13 protein-coding genes and 1 pseudogene are annotated in these 19,095 nt (G+C 56.6%); 10 read left to right on the top strand and 4 right to left on the bottom strand.

Annotated elements, in window-relative coordinates:
* Window positions 1–30 precede the first annotated feature (30 nt).
* The gene (locus tag PV433_RS24285) at window positions 31–1,239 is read left to right on the top strand and encodes a YecA family protein (RefSeq protein WP_332074615.1); all 1,209 of its coding nucleotides are present in this window, start codon (window positions 31–33) and stop codon (window positions 1,237–1,239) included.
* 167 nt (window positions 1,240–1,406) lie between these two features.
* The gene (locus PV433_RS24280) at window positions 1,407–2,222 is read left to right on the top strand and encodes an AraC family transcriptional regulator (RefSeq protein ID WP_332074614.1); all 816 of its coding nucleotides are present in this window, start codon (window positions 1,407–1,409) and stop codon (window positions 2,220–2,222) included.
* Window positions 2,223–2,318: 96 nt separating this feature from the next.
* Here PV433_RS24280 and PV433_RS24275 read toward each other — a convergent pair whose 3' ends face one another.
* On the bottom strand, window positions 2,319–3,662 hold the full coding sequence (locus PV433_RS24275) for an ABC transporter substrate-binding protein (protein WP_332074613.1): 1,344 nt from the start codon (window positions 3,660–3,662) through the stop codon (window positions 2,319–2,321).
* 24 nt (window positions 3,663–3,686) lie between these two features.
* Window positions 3,687–5,237 (bottom strand): FAD-dependent oxidoreductase, encoded by a 1,551-nt coding sequence (locus PV433_RS24270; protein ID WP_332074612.1) that lies wholly within the window; start codon window positions 5,235–5,237, stop codon window positions 3,687–3,689.
* A 244-nt stretch (window positions 5,238–5,481) separates the two neighbouring features.
* Here PV433_RS24270 and PV433_RS24265 point away from each other — a divergent pair, with 244 nt between their 5' ends.
* Window positions 5,482–8,799 (top strand): choice-of-anchor I family protein, encoded by a 3,318-nt coding sequence (locus tag PV433_RS24265; RefSeq protein ID WP_332074611.1) that lies wholly within the window; start codon window positions 5,482–5,484, stop codon window positions 8,797–8,799.
* Window positions 8,800–8,884: 85 nt separating this feature from the next.
* Here PV433_RS24265 and PV433_RS24260 read toward each other — a convergent pair.
* Window positions 8,885–9,328: pseudogene (locus PV433_RS24260) on the bottom strand (SRPBCC family protein); the annotation flags it as partial.
* A 165-nt stretch (window positions 9,329–9,493) separates the two neighbouring features.
* Between PV433_RS24260 and PV433_RS24255 the strand changes: the two are divergent.
* The 3 genes from PV433_RS24255 to PV433_RS24245 are packed head-to-tail and all read left to right on the top strand — an operon-like array spanning window position 9,494 to window position 10,812.
* A complete protein-coding gene (locus PV433_RS24255) occupies window positions 9,494–10,177 on the top strand; it encodes a DUF6597 domain-containing transcriptional factor (protein WP_332074610.1) in 684 nt (227 codons plus the stop codon).
* Window positions 10,162–10,320 (top strand): AraC family transcriptional regulator, encoded by a 159-nt coding sequence (locus PV433_RS24250; RefSeq protein WP_332074609.1) that lies wholly within the window; start codon window positions 10,162–10,164, stop codon window positions 10,318–10,320. Before PV433_RS24255 ends, PV433_RS24250 begins: the two co-directional genes overlap by 16 nt.
* Before the next feature lie 39 nt (window positions 10,321–10,359).
* Entirely contained in the window at window positions 10,360–10,812 is a 453-nt protein-coding gene (locus PV433_RS24245; RefSeq protein WP_332074608.1) for a GNAT family N-acetyltransferase, read from the top strand.
* 357 nt (window positions 10,813–11,169) lie between these two features.
* On the opposite strand, the gene PV433_RS24240 is transcribed toward PV433_RS24245, so the two are convergent.
* Window positions 11,170–12,450, bottom strand: coding sequence for a hypothetical protein (locus PV433_RS24240; RefSeq protein WP_332074607.1), 1,281 nt, complete (start codon window positions 12,448–12,450; stop codon window positions 11,170–11,172).
* Window positions 12,451–12,821: 371 nt separating this feature from the next.
* Here PV433_RS24240 and PV433_RS24235 point away from each other — a divergent pair, with 371 nt between their 5' ends.
* The 4 genes from PV433_RS24235 (at window position 12,822) to cstA (ending at window position 18,966) form a co-directional block, all read left to right on the top strand.
* On the top strand, window positions 12,822–14,057 hold the full coding sequence (locus tag PV433_RS24235; protein ID WP_332074606.1) for an MFS transporter: 1,236 nt from the start codon (window positions 12,822–12,824) through the stop codon (window positions 14,055–14,057).
* 395 nt (window positions 14,058–14,452) lie between these two features.
* Window positions 14,453–16,243: a sensor histidine kinase gene (locus PV433_RS24230; RefSeq protein ID WP_332074605.1), complete on the top strand. Its 1,791-nt coding sequence runs from the start codon at window positions 14,453–14,455 to the stop codon at window positions 16,241–16,243.
* The gene (locus PV433_RS24225; RefSeq protein ID WP_332074604.1) at window positions 16,218–16,973 is read left to right on the top strand and encodes a LytR/AlgR family response regulator transcription factor; all 756 of its coding nucleotides are present in this window, start codon (window positions 16,218–16,220) and stop codon (window positions 16,971–16,973) included. The genes PV433_RS24230 and PV433_RS24225 overlap by 26 nt, the downstream gene beginning before the upstream one ends.
* 199 nt (window positions 16,974–17,172) lie before the next feature.
* Window positions 17,173–18,966: a carbon starvation protein CstA gene (cstA, locus tag PV433_RS24220; RefSeq protein ID WP_332074603.1), complete on the top strand. Its 1,794-nt coding sequence runs from the start codon at window positions 17,173–17,175 to the stop codon at window positions 18,964–18,966.
* The last annotated feature ends 129 nt before the right edge of the window (window positions 18,967–19,095 follow it).

Below are 19,095 nucleotides of genomic sequence, written 5' to 3'. Positions count from 1 at the left end.
AGGATTCGCCGTTTTCGGAAAGGGTGTAGCATGAATAAACAACTGAGCAAGAAGGAAGAACAGCAACTGCTTAACGCCTTGCAAGCTGCCAAAGAAAGCAGACGAAAAATGGAGAGCAAGGAAGACGAGAAGCGGTGGGCGGACATCGAGGCGCCGATCGGCTTGGCGGGCGGGCTTTCCAGACTGAACAAGCAAGAATTGTCGGCCATCCGGTCGAATCATCATATAACAGGAGCAAGCTCCTTGAAGAAGCAGGATCTGATCGGCGTGCTGGAGCGAAACATCCCGGAGCGGCTGCATTCGTATGTATCGAAGCTGGACGACGCTCGATTGGCGGTCATCAAGCAAGTTGCGGAGCGCGGCGGCGTCGCCGTATCGACGCTGGACAACCGTCAGGTTCAGTATTTTACAAGCTGGGGAATCCTGTTCTCCGGGACGGTGAACGGCAAACGCTCTCTCGTCATGCCGGAGGAGATCCTCTACAGCTTCCGCGAGTTGTCTCCCAAGGCGTACCGGGATTCGGCGCAGCGCAATACGACGTGGATCAAGCTTACGCAAGGAATGCTGTATTATTACGGTACGCTGACCGAGGACGAGCTGCTCGCTCTGATCGCGCGTTATACCGGTGAAGAGGTTGACCGGATCGAGTTTATCTCGGTAATCGAACACTCCGTCGGGTATTATTCGGAGATCAAATTGGACAAGCTCGGGTATTCCAATATCCGGGTATGGGACTCCGGCAAAGTCAAGCAGGAGCAGGAGGCGAGGGCGTCTATACCGTTCTACCCGTTCACCAAGGAGCAGCTGCTGCTAGCGGGAGAACCGGGATTCGTCGACCGGAATCCGGGCTTCCAGGCGATGAGCGACTATATCCGGAGAGAATACGAGGTCGACCGGGAAAGAGCGGACAGTCTCGTGGAGGAATGCGTATATGCGGTCCGGATCGGCGACAACCCGGGCAACGCCATCCAGTTTCTGCAGTCGCAGCTGGACATCAGCGACATCGAGACGGTCCGGGCGTTTATGGACTACACGACCGTTTTGTTCAACAGTACGAGACAATGGTTCCTCAAAGGATTCACCTCGGTCGAGCTGTCGGCAGCCACCGCAACTGGCGGGGAGTCCGACGATGAGGCCAAAGCAGTCGTATTCGATTTCGCGACGAAAGCGAAGGTCGGACGGAACGACCGCTGCCCCTGCGGGAGCGGCAAAAAATTCAAGAAATGCTGCGGAGCTTAACTCCCGGCGCCGGATCGCATCAACAACCGTTGCCTGCTTGCCATTTTGCAGGGACGGTTTTTTGTTGGCATGAATCGGATTTGCACCGCCTAGGATGGAGGAAACGGGAGGCTTTTCGTCGAAAACAACGGGAAGTGACGGAAACGGAGACCAGGAGGCGGTAACAGGTGGAAACAGCATATCCGGTGTCAGTCATTTACGGTGATTATTGGAAAGAGAAACCGCAATTTGTGAAACGGGTCGCAAACGAACCGGCCTGGACGATGTTCGCCATCGAGAACGGACGATTTCGCTATTCGATCGATAATGTGGAGGGGGAAGCGACGGGAGGCGATGTGGTATTCTGCCCGCCTTCCATGGAGTTCAAGCGCGAGGTGATCGTCCCGTTATCGTTTCATTATTTCATATGTAAAATGCACGACAGTGATGCGGCGGCCGAGGAGCGCTCGATCGATTTGCTTCGCCGATTGTTTTCCTTTAAATATACGACAAGCGAGCAGAGCCGCCTGTATAACAATTTCCGGCATCTCCTCGTCCTCGAACGGATGGATCACGCGCAAAGGGGGATATGGAAGCAGCATTTCCTCAACGATATCTGGATGCTGTTCCAGATGGATGCGGAGACGCTGGCGATCTCCAGTCTGCTGGCCGAAGACAAGCTGATGAAGGAAGCGAAGGCGATCATCGACCGCCATGCGTTTCGCGAAATCCGGCTGCAGGACGTAGCAGCCAAGCTTCATATTCACCCGGTCCAGCTGACCCGCAGGTTTCAGCACGTGTTCGGGATCGCTCCTTCCCGATACCTGATCTCGGTGCGGATGGAGAAAGCGAAGACGCTGCTCGTGCAGACGGAATATACGATCGATCATATCGCCCGGTTGTGCGGATACGAGAACGGATTTTATTTTAGCCGCGTTTTTACCCATTACAGTAAAATGAACCCTTCGCATTATCGCAAGCTGAACGGTCTGGCGACCCCTTGAGGCAGCGCTGCAAGAGGAAAAGCGGGACAACCGGCCATGTCGGCTGATCGTCCCGCTTGGACTAACGATACTTGCCGGCTGCAAGCGGCCGCAAGCTTATTTCGGTTTGTTCAGAAACTCCTCGATTTTTTTCTTCGCTTCTTCTTCCGCCTGGCGGGAAGCCGTGTTGATGTCGGTCGTTCCTTTCCAGATTTCGGTTCCGTACTTGGCGTAAATATTGACCATCTCGGCGTCGTAGAGCGCTTTTGGCGGAATCGGGGCCGGCTTGTTCTGGAAGATCGCCTTGAAGTTTTTATCCTTAAACTCGGATTCCGATCCGAGCACTTTGCGGACCTCTTCGTTTTTGAGCACAGGCATAATCCCTTTTTTGGACAAGCGGGTCTGGAATTCGTCCGAAGTCATGTAAGCGAGCACTTCCATGGCGGCATCTTTGTCTTTGGCGATGTTCGTAATGCCGAAGTTGATCGAATTGATCTGGGACCCGGTTCCCGGAATGTCTTCGAAGCTTGGCAGCGGCACGATATCCCAGTCGATCTGCTTCAACTGATCGGTCAGAATCGTAATGACGCTCGACAGGTAAGCCATCATCGCCACATTTTTGTCTTTCGTGAACGTGTTCACGTCAGGTATCGTTTGGAGCGCTCCCGGAGAAAGCTGCGGGTCGAGGAAAAACGTTTGGTAAAAGCGCTTCCAAGATTCGTTTTTGTTAATCGTCGGCGTATTCGATGCCAGATCGGCGTTCGGTATCGAAAGCGGATTCATCCGAGTCAGCAAGGTGGGTGTCATGCCGAACCCGTGATACTGTACGCCTGCGTCCTGGCGGGTCAAGTTTTTGGCCAGATCCATCGTTTGCTTCCAGGTCATCCCTTCCTTCGGATACGGCACGCCGAACTTGTCGAAGATCGATTTGTTGTAATACAAGACGAGATTGTTGCCGTAGACGGGCAGACTGTACATTTTACCGCCGGAGAGCTGCTTGATGGCGTCGATGGAGGTGGCTTCGAACCGGTTCAGGTCGACTCCGTGCTTTTTGATCAGCTCGGTCATGTCGTAGTGAAGCCCGTTCGGGATCAGGAAGTTTTCATAAAACCCGACTGCGTGGTACGTAATGTCGAACCGCGTTCCGGAAGCGATCATCTCCGGCAGCGTCATCCCTTTTTGGTTGAAAATATATTTGATCGTGTAGTCCGGAAACTTTTTGCGGATATCGTCCCCGAACCGGTAGTTGAAGCTGTCCTCGGGATCGCCGTTAATGGCGTAAAAGACGAGTTCCACGGGCTCTTTCGGTTTCTCCGGCGCCTTCGGCTGCTGACCGTTGTCGCCTGCGGTGCTGGCGGGAGGTGCGGACCCCTGGCTGCAGGCCGCCAAGGCGGCGGCCGACAGACAGAGGGTCAAGGCAAGCGTTGCTGTTCGACGGAACGGTTTTTGTTTGTTAAGCATGTTGACCCCTCTTTTCAGTTCATTTTATTGGACATCTAAAGTTTGACCGTCCTGGAGCAGTTGTTTGCGCAGCTGGGCGTAGTCGACATCCTGCACGGCGCGGCCGTCCTTCAGCGCAAGCGCCGCCGCGGTAGCCGCAGATTGGCCGAGCACCATAAACACCGGCTCCATCCGGATCGATCCGTATGCGATATGGGAGGAAGACAGACAGACCGGTACGAGCAGGTTCGTACATTCGTCTCCCTTCGGGACGATGGACCGGTACGAGATCGGGTAAGGACCGCTTACCGGTATTTCGACGTCTCCCTCGTTGACGCAGCGGCCGTCCAGCACGATCCTGCGGCAGTTATGCGAGTCCATGCCATAGGAAGCGAGACCGACGGAATCTTCCGCCTTCAAGTATTTGAGACAATGATTCTGGTTCATGACCACTTCGCCGATCATCCGTCTTCCTTCACGGACGTACAAGTAGTGAGGCCAGTTGGCCGTGCTTGTAAACTCGTCCGCGGGCAGTCCCCAGCGGCTTACTTCCCGGCGCACCGGTTCGGGAACGCTTTCATCGTTGGCCAAAAAGTGCAGCATGCCGAGATTGTAATGAACATGCTCTTGGAACATCCGCTCGCGCTGGGCGTAATCCGCTTCGGGCCAGGCATGGTTCGCTCCGATATGATCGGTGCTGACCGCTCCGAAGTTGTTCAGATCGGTTTTGCCGTTCGGCATCGGCTTGTGCAGGGTCAGCGCGTCCCATACGCCCGCTTGAAGGTAACGGGATAACAGCGCAAACTTTCCGGGGTCGTAACCTGAAGGCGCCGGGAAGGCGACCCGGTTGTCCGGGACGTCGGTCAGACAGATCCGGAAGTTGTACGCCTGGATGGAACGGTCCCCCTGCCCCTGGATGCCCGGCGCAGCGTCGGAGACGCCGTATAGCAGGCCGCTGTCGGGTTTTCCTTCTTTTACGAAAGGATCGACCCAAGCTTTGAATGTATGCCAAGGCGAGCCGAATTGGATGCCGTTCCACGTTTCTTTATGAACTTCGTTCGCTTCTCTGCCGACATGATAGGAGACTCCGGCCCGGGCGAATAAGTCTCCCTCGTACGTCGCATCGATAAAAGCTCCGGCACGGAATACGTTGCCGTTTTCCATAGTGATTTGCACGATTTTACCGTTTTGCTTCTCCACGCCCGACAGGTGCTGTCCGTAGTAAACCGGCACGCCGGCTTGTTCCACCCATTCGGTGAAAATTCGTTCGGCGACATGCGGCTCCATGAACCAGGCTGTTCCTTCCGGTTCGTCGCTTCCGTAATGGCTCCCGAGTTTTTGGTAAAACTCTTTGGCGATGCCGCCAAGCGACGTTTTGTGGCCGAAGTCGGTCCGTCCGAGCCCGCTGGCCGTCAATCCGCCCAAGTGTTGTCCGAACTCGGCGATAACGGCTTTTAATCCCATCCGGCTTGCTTGCACGGCGGCAGCAATACCGGCCGGCGATCCGCCGTATATGCATAAATCGGCTTGCACGCGCTCCGGTTTGTCCCTTTTTTCAGAGGGAGCGTAGTAGCGCAATAGGCTGAAATCGGTCACGTTTTCCCCTTCTTTCTGCTCTGATCAGCGTGATCGGAATGCCTTACACCATTTAGCTTATAACATGCCGGAATCGGTTAACATGCAGAATCTTAGTTGGATATATACAATTTTAGCGCCGCCTGCCGCAGCCGGTCGTCCGCATAATTGACATCCGCTTAACAAATCCCCGGCTTTCCGATTACATTCCTTCGTTACAATAAGGGCGTTGGATCGCTTCATACAAACCTTTGGAGGTACAGGAATGAAATCGTGGAGGGGAAAACTGACAGGGACGGTCGCGGGACTGCTTGTCTTCGCCCAGTTCGGAAGTTATGCGTATGCGGCGGAACCGGCGTCCTGGGTGCAGGAAAGCACCGGCGTGCTGGGCGTCAAACATGTAGCGAGTTATTCGAGCGGTGCGAAATGGGACAAGAGCGGTGCGGAAATTATCGCTTACGATGCGGGGCTGAAACGCGCTTATGTCGTAAACGGTTATGACAAGCGACTGGAGATTCTGGACTTGTCCGGATTAAAAGCGGGACAGAGCTTGACCTCCTTGACCCACGTACAAAAAATAACGCTCGGCGATCTGGATGCCCGTCTCGGCAAGACGACCGGCCCTACGAGCGTGGCCGTCAGCCCGAAAGGCGATGTAGTCGCGGTAGCCGTACCGAACGATCCGGAGCAGGAGAACGGCCATGTCGCGCTGCTCGACCGGGACGGCAAGCTGATCCGGGTGCTCGAGGTCGGAGCGCTGCCCGACATGCTGATCTTCACCCCGGACGGAAGTAAGGTGCTTACGGCCAATGAAGGGCAGCCGTCGGCCGATTACACGGTTGACCCGGAAGGCTCCGTCACGGTGATCGATCTTAGCGCAGGAGCGGCGCAGGCGAAGGCGACGACGGTACGCTTCGACGATCCGTCCGTCATCGCGGATGATGTCCGGATCGGCAAGCCGGGGGCGGCGGCGGCTTTCGATATCGAGCCGGAATATATCGCGGTTGCGAAAGACGGCAAAACCGCCTATGTGACTTTGCAGGAGAACAATGCGGTTGCCGTGCTGGATCTGGGGACGAATAAATTCACGCAAGTCAAAGGACTCGGCGTCAAAGATCATTCCGTCAGCGGAAACGGATTCGACGCGTCGAACAAAGACAAGGCGGTCAACATTCGTCCATGGCCGGTGCTCGGTCTGTACATGCCGGATGGAGCCGAGACGTACAGCGCCCAGGGCAAAACGTATCTCGTTACCGCCAACGAAGGCGATACGAGGGACTACGAGACGTTCAGTGAAGAGACCCGGGTCGCGGACGAGGCCGGCAACCTGGCTCTGAAAGCCGAGCATTACAAAGGCTATACGCAGGAGCAACTGGACGGGATGGTCAAGGACGGGCTGTACGACGAAGCGCAGCTTGGCAGGCTGCTGATGACGAACACGATGGGCCAAGGTGCGGACGGCCAATATAACGCGATCTACGGTCTGGGCGCCCGGTCGTTCTCGATCTGGGATACGAGCGATATGAGCCTCGTCTACGACAGCGGCGAAGATTTCGAGCGGATTACGGCGAAGGTGCTGCCGAAGCAGTTCAACGCGAGCAACAGCAAGCTCAGCTTCGACGACCGGAGCGACGACAAGGGTCCGGAGCCGGAGGACGTGAAGATCGGCGAGATCGCCGGGAAGAGTTACGCGTTCATCGGTCTGGAGCGGGTCGGCGGCATTATGGTATACGACATAAGCGATCCGGCTAAGCCGTTATTCGCCACCTATTTCAACTCCCGCGACTTTACGCAGGAGAACGGCGGCGACAGCGGTCCGGAGGGGCTCCGCTTCGTACCGGCGGAGCAAAGCCCGACCGGCAACGCGCTGCTGCTCGTCGGCTACGAGGTGTCCGGCACAGTCGGCGTATACGAGATCACTCCCGCATCAGGGAGTGCTGGTAGCGGCGAGCAAGGAACTAAAATCTCGATCGTGCATGTGAACGATATGCACTCGCGCGTGGAAGAATCGGCCGAACATATCGGCTATGCGAAGCTGTCGTCCGTAATAAAAGAAATTCGCGCGTCCAATCCGAACACGCTCGTGCTGGACGCCGGCGATACGCTGCACGGGCAGACGATCGCCAATCTGGTGCGCGGCGAAAGCATCGTCAGCATCATGAACGCGATCGGCTTCGATGCGATGACGACCGGCAACCACGATTACAACTACGGCAGCAGCCGTCTCGTTGAATTGGCCGGTCAGGCGAACTATCCGATGCTGGCGGCCAACGTGTACAAAGCCGACGGCAGCCGCCTTCTGGAGCCGTATGTGGTGAAGACCGTCGGCGGGGTCCGTGTCGGCATCTTCGGGCTGGCGACGCCGGAGACGCTGTACAAGACGCATCCGAAAAACGTCGAGGGATTAACGTTCGCCGATCCGGTTGAGGAAGGCCGCCGCATGGTGGCGGAGCTGGAAGGCAAAGCGGACGTCGTCGTGGCGCTGTCCCATCTCGGGCTGGACACTTCGAGCGTTGACACGAGCCTGAAGCTGGCCGAGCAGGTGAAAGGGATCGACGTAATCATCGACGGCCACAGCCATACGATGCTGGAGAACGGCCGTGCCGCGGGCGGCACGCTGATCGCGCAAACCGGCGAGTACGGCAAAAATGTCGGCGTCGTGGAATTGACTGTGAACGGTCAAGATGTAACGAACAAGGAAGCGCGGTTAATCAGCCGCAAGCAGGTGGATGCCGTCCAGCCCGATCCCGCGGTGGCGGACATCGTGAAGAAGGTCAAGGAAGAGCAGGAGATCGTGCTGTCCGAAGCGGTGGGCCGCTCGACGGTGAACCTGGTCGGGGAACGCGATAACGTGCGTACAGGCGAGACGAACCTCGGCAACCTGATTACCGATGCGATGCTGGACGAGACCGGCGCCGACGTGGCCATCACCAACGGCGGCGGAATCCGGGCCTCGATCCCGGCCGGTTCGATTACGAAAGGCCAAGTGATTACGGTGCTGCCGTTCGGCAACTATATTCAGACCAAGCGCGTTACCGGCGCGGACTTGCTGGCGGCGCTCGAGCACGGCGTCGGAGCGTATCCCGATTCGGCGGGCTCCTTCCCGCATGTGGGCGGCATGACGTTCGCGATCGATCCGTCGAAGCCGAAGGGCGCCCGGGTACAGTCGCTCCAGATCGGCAGCGAGCCTGTGGACTTGAACAAAACGTACCTGATGGCGACAAACGACTTCATGGCGGCAGGCGGCGATCAATATACGATGTTTAAAGACCAGCCGCTCGCCGGCGACTACTCGTCACTCGAAGAATCGGTCATCCGCTATATTCAGAAGACCGGCGAAGTGAACGTAGGCGCGAGCGGGCGGGTCACGGTAGCCGCCGGTACGGATGCCGGCGCTTCTCCAGCAGCGCCGGGCGGCGACACGGCTCCGGAGGCGCTGCCGAACGTATACGTCGTCAAGCAGGGAGACAGCTTGTGGAGAATCGCCAAGCAGTACGGCACAACCTGGCAGCTGCTGCAGCAGCTCAACAAGCTGGCGAATCCGAACCGGATTTACCCGGATCAGCAGATTGTGCTGCCTTGAGGAATCAGTTCAGATAAAAGAAACCCCCGAGGACCTCATTGTGGACCTCTGGGGTTTTTGTGTACAGTTCGTTCGTTGGTGATATGCCCAAATTCAAAGTCTTGCCCGTCTCCGCCAACGTTTTAATATTGCTCAGCACAACCGGCCACGATTCCGGCGTTTTGGCTTGGGACGGATGGTTGGGCGTCCATTGATCGTTGACGAGCACCAGTTTGGTGCAGTCGCCGACCGGTTCGAGCGTCATCGTAATTCTCGATTCCAGCTCGGCGTGATCGGCGTAATAGGACGGTCCCGGATGCTCCAGAAAACTCATCAGCCGGTAAGGCTCGAATACGAGCACGGTGCCGTATACGTGAACCGTTTCTTCGCCGTTGCTTCCCGGACCGACGTATTGGAAGGGGCTTCCCGGCTCGAACGTGGATTGGAGGACGCTGCCGAAAAAGATTTGCTTCACATACTCCGGCTTCGTCAGAATGTCCCAAATGTGTTCGGGTGTCGCTCCTATATACGTGATAAATGTTTGTTCCATTGGCGATTCGGCCTCCTTATACGGATTCGAAGGACAGATACGTTGCACAATCCGCTATCCGTTTGATAATGTACATCTTAGATCAGCGTCGTACAGGCTGTATTGTAAAAACGCGACAGCGCTCCTCATCGCCGGATGAGGACGGCGGAGCGGGGAGGAGCAGGTATGCAGACGAACGTGGACCATTCCGGCAAGGGCATTTTGAATCAGGAAGCGGGCAAACATAAATTTCTTATCACCCGCCACGCTCCATCGCCGGAGCTTGCGCCCTTCATCCTTCGGTATTGGGTGGCGCGCTGGGATTTGAGAGGAGAACCGCCTTACCGTCAAGTCGTCCTATCGCATCCGAATGTTAATCTTGTATTTGAGAAAGAAAACACGCGGATTTACGGCATTCCTTTACAAACATCTTCCCAGTTGCTGTACGACGAGGGAATGGTGCTGGGGGTCATGTTTAAGCCTGGCGGCTTTTATCCGTTCTGGCAATCGCCCGTATCCGGGCTGACCGGCCGTTCCGTCCGTTTCGAGGAAGCGTTCGGCTGCGACGCCCGGCCCGTCGAGGAGCACGTGCTGTCAGCGGCTGATGATGCCGGGGTGGTGGAGGCGGCAGAACGGTTTTTTCGTGAAAGGCTGCCGCACGCGGATGACAGCCTCGATCTGGCATGCCGGATCGTCGAGACGATTGAGCGGGAACGGGCCATTACGAAGGTGGACGATGTCGTGTCGCGCTTCGGATATAACAAACGCACGATTCAGCGGTTGTTCGATAAGTACGTGGGGGTCACTCGAAATGGGTCATTCAGCGGTATCGGCTGCACGAGGCGGCGATGCAGATGGAGAAGGGGCTGATACCGGATTGGGCCCAGCTGTCGGTGGATCTGGGCTATTACGACCAAGCTCATTTCATCAAAGATTTCAAAGCGGTGCTCGGACGGTCGCCGGAAGAGTATATTCGCACTATGGGGGCGGGCGGCGCCAGCCATCACGAGTAACGAGCTTGGATAGAGATAGGACTAGGAAAGGAGATTAGGATGGATATTCGAATGTTGGGGGAAGGCGAACAACCGCCGATGGAGCTGATGTTGAATGCAGACCCTTCCAAGCAGCTGGTTGAAGGTTATTTGCAGAGAGGAACGAGTTATGTCGCGATCGATTCCGGCGAAATCGTCGGCGTGTACGTGCTGCTGCCTACGAGGCCGGCGACGGTGGAACTGGTCAACGTATCCGTTCGCGAAGAGCATCAGGGGAAAGGGATCGGCAAGCAGCTTGTCCGGCATGCGGTTCGGCAGGCCAAAGAAGAAGGGTATCAGACGATCGAGGTCGGCACCGGCAATTCCAGCGTCGATCAGTTGGCGTTGTACCAGAAGTGCGGATTCCGCATGGTCGGGATCGACCGCGACTTTTTCCTGCGTCATTATGAGGAACCTTTATTCGAGAACGGCATCCAGGTGACGGATATGGTGCGTCTGTCGCAGGATTTGTAGGATGGATTGCAACACAACCCTGGTGGACGGTGGAAATGACGATTAGGGTGGTTTGTACCCCTTATTTTACCGGAAACCGGGGCTGTCGGGAAAATAAGAGCGTTTTGCAGCTCGTATATTCGGCCACTAATGGTACTTTACTAACATTCGGGCTAAATAAGAGCCGCAAACCGCCTTTATTATCGCTCAACTTCCCCATATGCCGAAGATAGAGGGTACAAAAGGCTCTTATTTGTTTTTTGCCTCGGTTCGGCAAGCTTGCGATGCATGGTGTCATCAGCATGGTTCAGGAGCCAACCGCCAACCACCAACCACAAACCACCAACCGCCACGCCTTCCCTGATCCGCTTTAACGGCTCAACGCCGTTCCCGAGCGCTGCTCGCGCCGGCCGCGTCGAACAATTCGTCGCCGGCCCAGCCGTAGCAATAATACAGCAAATCGTCCGCGGCGCTGCGGCGGGCTTCCCCGATTGCTTGGATAAGCTCCCCGGTGGACAGATTCCACATCTGGATGCCGCTGAAAATATAGGTGCCCGGCTGCGACTGGCGGCGCACCTTGTCATTTTCGATGCCGACGAATTCGATCGGGAAGCCTTGGCGGACAAACTGCTCGTACGTTATCGGATAGCTCATGCCGAACAGCCGTTGAAACGCGCGGAATGCGTGTTCCTGCTCTTCCGGGGTCGAGGCGAAATAGCGGATCAATCCCTGGACGTCCGCGCCTCCTCCCAATTTGTGATACGGAAAATGTTTGAGCGCCGGGGACACCCGGGTCAGCCGGGTATAGTCCTGGCCGAGCAGCCAGGCGTAAGATGGCGGCCACAAATCGAGCCAGCAGACGATGGCCGGATTGCGCTCCGCCAGAGAAGCGGTCAGCTTTTCGATAAACTCGGAAACGTTGTCCTGTTTAAACCGCACCCAGGCCTGCATGCTTTCGGACGTCGTCATCACGTCAACTGCCTGATCGAACTCTTTGGCCGACAGCAGCGAAGCAATCAGCACCATATCGAGTTGCAGCAGATCGGTATTAATGCCTTGATCGTCCATTTTGGCGCGGCACCGGTCGCAGAAGCAGCTGAAGATACCGCTGGGATTGACCGTTTTGCCGGCCCAATCGGGGTAACGAATCCGGTCAAGCAAAAACGTCGTGCAGCCGTATCGTTCGCTCGTGGCCGCCAGCACCTCGGTCCACATGCCGACGACATCGGGACCGTTCGGGCACAGCCAATGGTCAACCGGACGTCCGCGGAAGTCGAAAACCCCGTTCGCTTCCACATCCCCTTTAAAGTGACCGTTCAGCAAATTGACCCATGGCACGACCTCATACGAAGTTCCTTTAACCGCTTCCAGCAAAACCGCCAGCGAATCGGCTCCTTCCGAGAGCGTTGCATCTTCCTTCTGATACAGCCGCGGATACAATTCGCGCGTACGCAGCGGGACATGGAACGTCCCCGTCCCCATCACGACCGGATGGACCGGATTATGCGGAAGTACGCCCAACGGATACGGATTGCGCTCGAAAATGGTGTTCATCTCGGGCAGCAAATACCGGACCCCGTCCATCCGCCCAACCCGCTCCATAATCGCGGACGGGCCTTCGTCCAAAATGTCGTGCGGATGAATATGAATTCCGCTCATCGTACAGCCTCCTTCGGTTCGTAGGAACATGTATTTCCGCGCCGCCGCTCCGATTCCTGTCGCCCAAGCGGCCCTCCCGCCCAAGTAGTAATAAAAGTACCGGAAAAGGCAACCGTAGTACCGGAGGAATCGATGAAAACCGGGATTTCGGGCCGTATTTCGGCCACTTGCCGCCTTCGCCCGATATGCCGACACAAGGGGACGGCCCGCATATACGCGCGCGCGAATTTAGATCCGTCTGCAGCCGCCGCCCCGATGTAAAAAATCGGCTTCGATAGTATACTGGATGAGGACTCCCGGGAGCTGAGAACCCGCGCAGGAAAGCGTGTTCGGGTGGGAGAGCTTTAGTACGATCGGAAAGAGGAGCAGCGATGTCAGGCGCATTGAAAAAATGGCTCGTCATGAACATGATGAGCTATACGATTTTTGTGTATGTAGGGATATTCGTCAATTTGTTTATTTGGGAGAAGCACCGGCTTATTTTCGATGTGGCCTGGTTTAATCTGCTGATGTTTCTCACTTGGGCGTTCGCATTTGCCGCCGCGGCGCATTTGTTGTCCCGGTTCACGATCCGGGTGCTGCTGGGGATCTCGGCCGCTTCGGGCGGGACCGCTTTTGCGCTGCTTTCCTTTGTCGAGCTGGACAACCGGCTGGTTTGGATAGCGTGTATAGGCATACCTGTTGGTATCATGTATGGATTTTTCAGCGCGGCGCAAAACTTGAGCGTCTCGATGAGCGGCAGCAGCGCGGAGCTGGGCCACTATTTTACGGCGGCGGGAAGCATTCAGCAGGTTGTGACCTTGGCGGTTCCGCTGCTGTCGGCGATCGCGATTCATTATTTCGGATATTCCAGCACATTCGTGCTGATGTTAGTATTTCTCGTGGTGATGCTGCTGTTCTCGTTTGCGATGCCGAAAATTTCGCTTCGCGCGGAAATCCGGGAGGTCAGACCGTCCGTGTTGGGCTGGTATCGCAGTGTCGTATCGGGCAATCCGAGCTTACGCTGGTTTTCGGCTTCGAATTTGGCGGCCGGCGTGTTTCTTCAATTCCAGCAGCTGTTTCTGCTGATCTTCACCTTCAGCGTGACGGAGAACAAGTTCTGGATTGCGGGGCTGAACGCCTTGTACACGCTCGCCACGCTGCTCGGACTGCTCGCTTACCGGAAGCTGCGGCTTCAGGACCATACGCTGCTGGGGGCCGGCTGTCTGCTGCTTGCGTGCGGCTTTCTGATCGTGCTCGTGCCGGTCAAGCCGGTGCTGATCGTTTCGAATCTGCTGACGGCGGTGGGCATGTTTTGCTTTGGGGCGGCGTGGAATACGATGCAGTTCAAGCTGATCAAGCCTTATTCCAAATCCGGTCAGGCGGGACTGCTGGTATGGAGAGAAACGCTTATCTGCGTAACCCGGATCGCGACGCTGCTGATCGTGCTGTCGGTCGAAAGTCTTCGGGGGCCGATTTTCGTCGGCTTGATCGCGATCTCCTTATTGTGCTTGTGCGCGGTGCCTTACTTCGAATACCGGGCCAAAAAAGCAATGCCGGCCCCGGAGGAACAAGCCAGCCAGTCTGCCGGAAACAGAGCCGGAAGAGAAGAAATTGCTTCCGTATAACCCGTTATCCCTTGCCCTGAGAGCGAATGCCGGCCCCCGCCGGATCGGCGCGCTTCGGGCTTTTTGTATGTTGTTGGCCGCCGAACGCGGCGGGCCAGCGGTTTCGATCGAGCGGATCTGTTGATAGCAGGAAAGGTGGGGTATAATAATAGAACTTTTATAGGAGACTGTCGATTCATTGTATAGAAGTGTTAGCAGGCCGTTTCAAGTGAAAAGTTATCTTCTTCTGCTCAAACAGGTTGTCCGGAATCCCTTGATTGAATAAGGATTGTAAGGTAGGGGATTCCAGACAAAACTCGCCAGAAGGTAATCTGTTCCCTTTCCACTTGGTTGTCCACAATGAATCGACAGCCTCTTATAGACACGTTAACAACCCATGGAGAAGGTGAGAAAGCATGATTAGCTTGCTCCCCCTGATGCTGGAGCGGGTAGGCATCCTGCTGATTGTGGCCATCCTGCTCTCGCGCCTGAAATCGTTCCGGAACATTGTCAACCACGAAGACGGCGTCACGGATAAAATCCGGCTTATTGTCATCTTCGGAGCGTTTGGCGTTATTAGCAATTATACCGGGGTGGAGATCCGGGGAGGCAGCCTGATTGCATCGCAAGCCTGGCAGACGTGGATCGAGACGGACGGCGCGATCGCGAATACGCGCATAATGGGCGTCGTCATCGGCGGCTTGATCGGCGGTCCCGCCGTTGGAACGGGTGTCGGTCTTATTGCCGGTCTGCACCGGTTTACGCTCGGCGGGTTTACGGCAGTGGCGTGCGGCATGTCGAGCATACTCGCAGGGATCGCTACCGGGTATCTCGGCAAACGGATTCGTTTGCGGGAGTCCAGCGCGTTATGGCGTGCCGTCGTCATCGGGCTGCTGATGGAATGTACGCAGATGGCTACGATTCTGCTGGTGGCGCGGCCTTTCGAGGCCGCGGCAGCACTTGTGGAAGTCATCGCCGTCCCGATGATTTTCATTAACGGATTCGGCACGCTGCTGTTCATGCTGATCATTCAGTCGATCATCCGGGAAGAGACGAGAACCCGCGCGCACCAGACGCAGCTGGCGTTTGCGATCGCAGATCAGACGCTTCCTTTTTTCCGTCAGGGACTTAATCCGCATTCATGCCGGGAGGCGGCCGAGATCATTAGGAAACAGACTAATGCCGATGCGATCTCGATCACGGACCGGCATCATGTACTGGCCCATATCGGGGCAGGGTCGGACCATCATGTGGCGCTGCAACCTATATCGACACAGCTGACGAGGCAAGTGCTGGAGGAGGGGAGCGCGGGCAAGGCCGCGACCCGCGAGCAGATTCAGTGCAGCAAGCCGGATTGTGTCCTGCAAGCCGCCATCGTCCTGCCGTTGAAAGTGCTCGACCGGACCGTCGGCACACTGAAGCTGTATTACAAAAAGCCCAGCCGGCTCGATCAAGCCGAGGAGGAGCTGGCCGAAGGGTTAAGCAGGCTGTTCTCCACGCAGCTCGAGCTGGCGGAGGCGGAGAGACAGCGCAGACTGCTCAAGGACGCCGAGATTAAAGCGCTTCAAGCCCAAGTGCATCCCCATTTTCTGTTTAATGCGTTTAATACGATATCCGCTCTGTGCCGGATGGACCCGGAGAAGGCAAGAACGCTGCTGCAGCAGCTCAGCGTATTTTTCCGCAGCAATCTGCAAGGGGCGCGCCAGACGGTCGTCCCGCTGTACAAAGAGCTGGAGCACGTAAGAGCGTACCTCAGTCTCGAACAAGCCCGGTTTCCGGATAAATATTCGATGCGAATGGAAATCGATCCGGCGCTCGAAGAGATCGGCGTCCCGCCCTTTACGCTGCAGCCGCTGGTGGAAAATGCGCTGAAGTACGCATTCCCGGCTCACGCCGAGCCGGGGAGAAGCGAGATCACCCTGCGCGCCTATCGCGAGCAGGACAAAATGGTGCTCGTCACCGAGGATAACGGGAGAGGCATTCCCGGCGAGCTGCTTGCGGCGCTGGGCAGCCGGACCGTCGAATCGCTGGAAGGGACCGGCACCGCTTTATATAATATCTGCAAACGGATCGATGAGTTATACGGGGCGGAAGGAGATTTTCGCATCGAGAGCAAGCCGGGAGCCGGCACGAAGGTAACGATCCGGTTGCCGATTCATCACTCGCACTGGGGGGAGACGCATGTTGAAAGCTTTGATCGTGGATGATGAACCGCTGGCGCGGGGCGAGCTGGCTTATTTGCTGCGGCGGACCGGATTGGTGGAAGTGGTAGGCGAAGCCGACCGGCTGGAACAAGCGATCGAACGGGTCCGGGAGCTGGAGCCCGACGTCGTCTTCCTCGATATTCAGCTCGAGGGAGAGAGCGGCCTGGACGTCGCGAAACGGCTGGCCGAAGGAATGGGCGGACGGCGGCCCGAGATCGTATTCGCCACGGCGTATGACGAATATGCGCTGCAGGCGTTCGAGCTGGAGGCGAGCGATTATGTGCTGAAGCCTTTTGAGGAAAGCCGGATCGAGACGGCTGTGAGCAAAATCGCCAGACGGTTGGAGCGCAAGGAGCACCAGCCGCCGGGTGCCGCATCCGGTCCGTCCGGCAAGCCGCCGGGGCGGATCGAGCGTCTGCCGATCTCGGTCGACGACCGGATCATGCTGATCCCGATCGATAAAATTCTCTACATCTGCTTCGAGGATGGCAAGACCAGCATCGTGACCGAGGATCGCCAATACCGGGTAAACGACGCGCTGACCGCACTGGAGCGCAAGCTGCAGCATTCCCCGATCGTCCGGGTGCACCGCGCGTATCTGGTCAATCTGGACAACGTCATCGAGATTCAGCCCTGGTTTAACTCGACCTGTACGCTGATCGTGCGCAGCGGCAATTCGATTCCCGTTAGCCGGACGTTTATGAAAGAGATCAAGCAGCTTCTGAACTTTTGAATATCAGGCTCTCCACGTTAAATCGTGTTGCGTCGAACGTACACTCTGAGCGATGCCGTTCAAATGCCGGATCATGCATTTCAACCAGTCATCTGTGCAACTCGCCTTCCCTCTCCTGCAACTTAACCTGAAAACGGCCATCGCGCGTTTTCAAGTTTTATAATCGGGTTACAAACGAGAGAAGGGGTGCAGCACGACAATGAATGCGATTACAATCGTCATTGGCTCGATCTGTATACTGATGATTGCGTACCGGTTGTATGGAACGTTTATGGCGGCCAAGGTGCTGAAGCTAAACGACGCCAATCAGACGCCGGCTCATGCGATGAACGACGGAAAAGATTATGTCCCTACGAACAAATGGGTGACGTTCGGTCACCATTTTGCTGCGATTGCCGCGGCGGGACCGCTCGTCGGCCCGATATTGGCGGCGCAGTTCGGCTACTTGCCGGGACTGCTCTGGCTGCTGATCGGAGCGGTGATCGGCGGCGCCGTCCACGATATGGTCGTCTTGTTTGCCTCGATGCGCAAGCAGGGCAAATCGCTTTCCGAAGTGGCCAAAGATGAGCTCGGGCCGGTTGCCGGATTTTGCACCGGACTGGCGATGCTGTTCATCATCACGATAACGATGGCGGGATTGTCCATGGTCGTGCTGCACGCCTTGGAGAACAACCCGTGGGGGACGTTCGCGGTAGCGATTACGATTCCGATCGCGATGGGCGTCGGGCTGCTGTACAAAAAGACGGGCAACCTGAAGGTCGCTTCCACGCTCGGCTTCATCCTGCTTATGGTCGGCGTATTCGCAGGTCCGTCCATTCAAGGTACGGCTCTCGGAGATCTCTTGACGCTCGATTCGAAGACGCTTGGCTACATTTTGCCGATTTATGCATTTTTTGCGGCTGCGCTGCCGGTCTGGCTGCTTCTCGCGCCGCGGGATTACTTGAGCAGCTTTATGAAGATCGGGGTATTCATCGCTCTGATTATCGGCGTATTCATTATTAACCCGTCCATCAACTTCCCGGCGTTCACGGAATTTGTAGGCGGCGGCGGTCCGATCCTCCCCGGTCCGGTCTGGCCGTTTATCTCGATCACGATCGCCTGCGGCGCGATATCCGGCTTCCATGCGTTCGTCGGCTCCGGTACGACGCCGAAGATGATCAACCGCTGGAGCGACATCAAGGTTGTAGGATTCGGCGCGATGCTGGTGGAATGTCTGGTCGGTATTATGGCGCTGATCGCGGCGACGGCTCTGCAGCCGGCCGACTATTTTGCGATCAACTCGACGCCCAAAGTATTCGCGACGCTCGGTATGGATGTCGTCCATCTGCCAGAGCTGGCTGAGAAAATCGGGCTGAACCTCGAAGGCCGGACGGGGGGAGCGGTTACCCTGGCGGTCGGCATGACGTACATTTTCACGAAAATCCCTTGGTTCAGTCATTTGTCATCGTATTTCTTCCAGTTCGTCATTATGTTCGAAGCGGTGTTCATCCTGACGGCGATCGATGCCGGAACCCGCGTGGCGCGTTACTTGATCCAGGACTTCTTCGGCGAAGTATACAAGCCGCTGAAGCGGGTCGATTGGGTGCCTGGCGCGATATTCGCAAGCGCGCTTGCCTGCTTCATGTGGGGTTACCTGCTTACGTCGGGCGATATCGGTTCGGTATGGGCGCTGTTCGGCGTATCGAATCAGCTGATGGCTTCGATCGGGCTGATCGTCGGGGCGACGGTCATTCTGAAAATTGCGGACAAACGCTGGTATATGCTGACCTGTCTCATCCCGCTCGCCTACTTGTTCGTTACAGTCAACTATGCCGGCTTCTGGATGGTTAAAAACGTCTATCTGAACAAAGCCGTCTCGGGCTATAGCGTTCTGAACGCCTCGCTGTCCGTCATCATGCTCGTGCTGGGCATCATCATTATGATCGCGGCGATCAAAAAATGGATCGAGCTGTGGAACAATCCGCAGGTGAAGCTGCAGGCGAAAGCGGCATAAACGGCCAAACCAAGCGTAATCGGCTGCAGCCGTCGGCTAAAACATGAAAGGCCGTCTCTTGATGACGGAGGTTCGCCTCGCCGTCCGAAGGGACGGCCTTTTTTAATGCGCAGAAACGGAAAAGGCTGC

The sequence above is a fragment of the Paenibacillus sp. GYB004 genome (assembly GCF_036577605.1).
Classification (GTDB): domain Bacteria; phylum Bacillota; class Bacilli; order Paenibacillales; family NBRC-103111; genus Paenibacillus_AB; species Paenibacillus_AB oceani.
The sequence above is the reverse complement of the archived record's forward strand: the minus strand, read 5'-3'. Positions and strand labels throughout refer to the sequence as shown.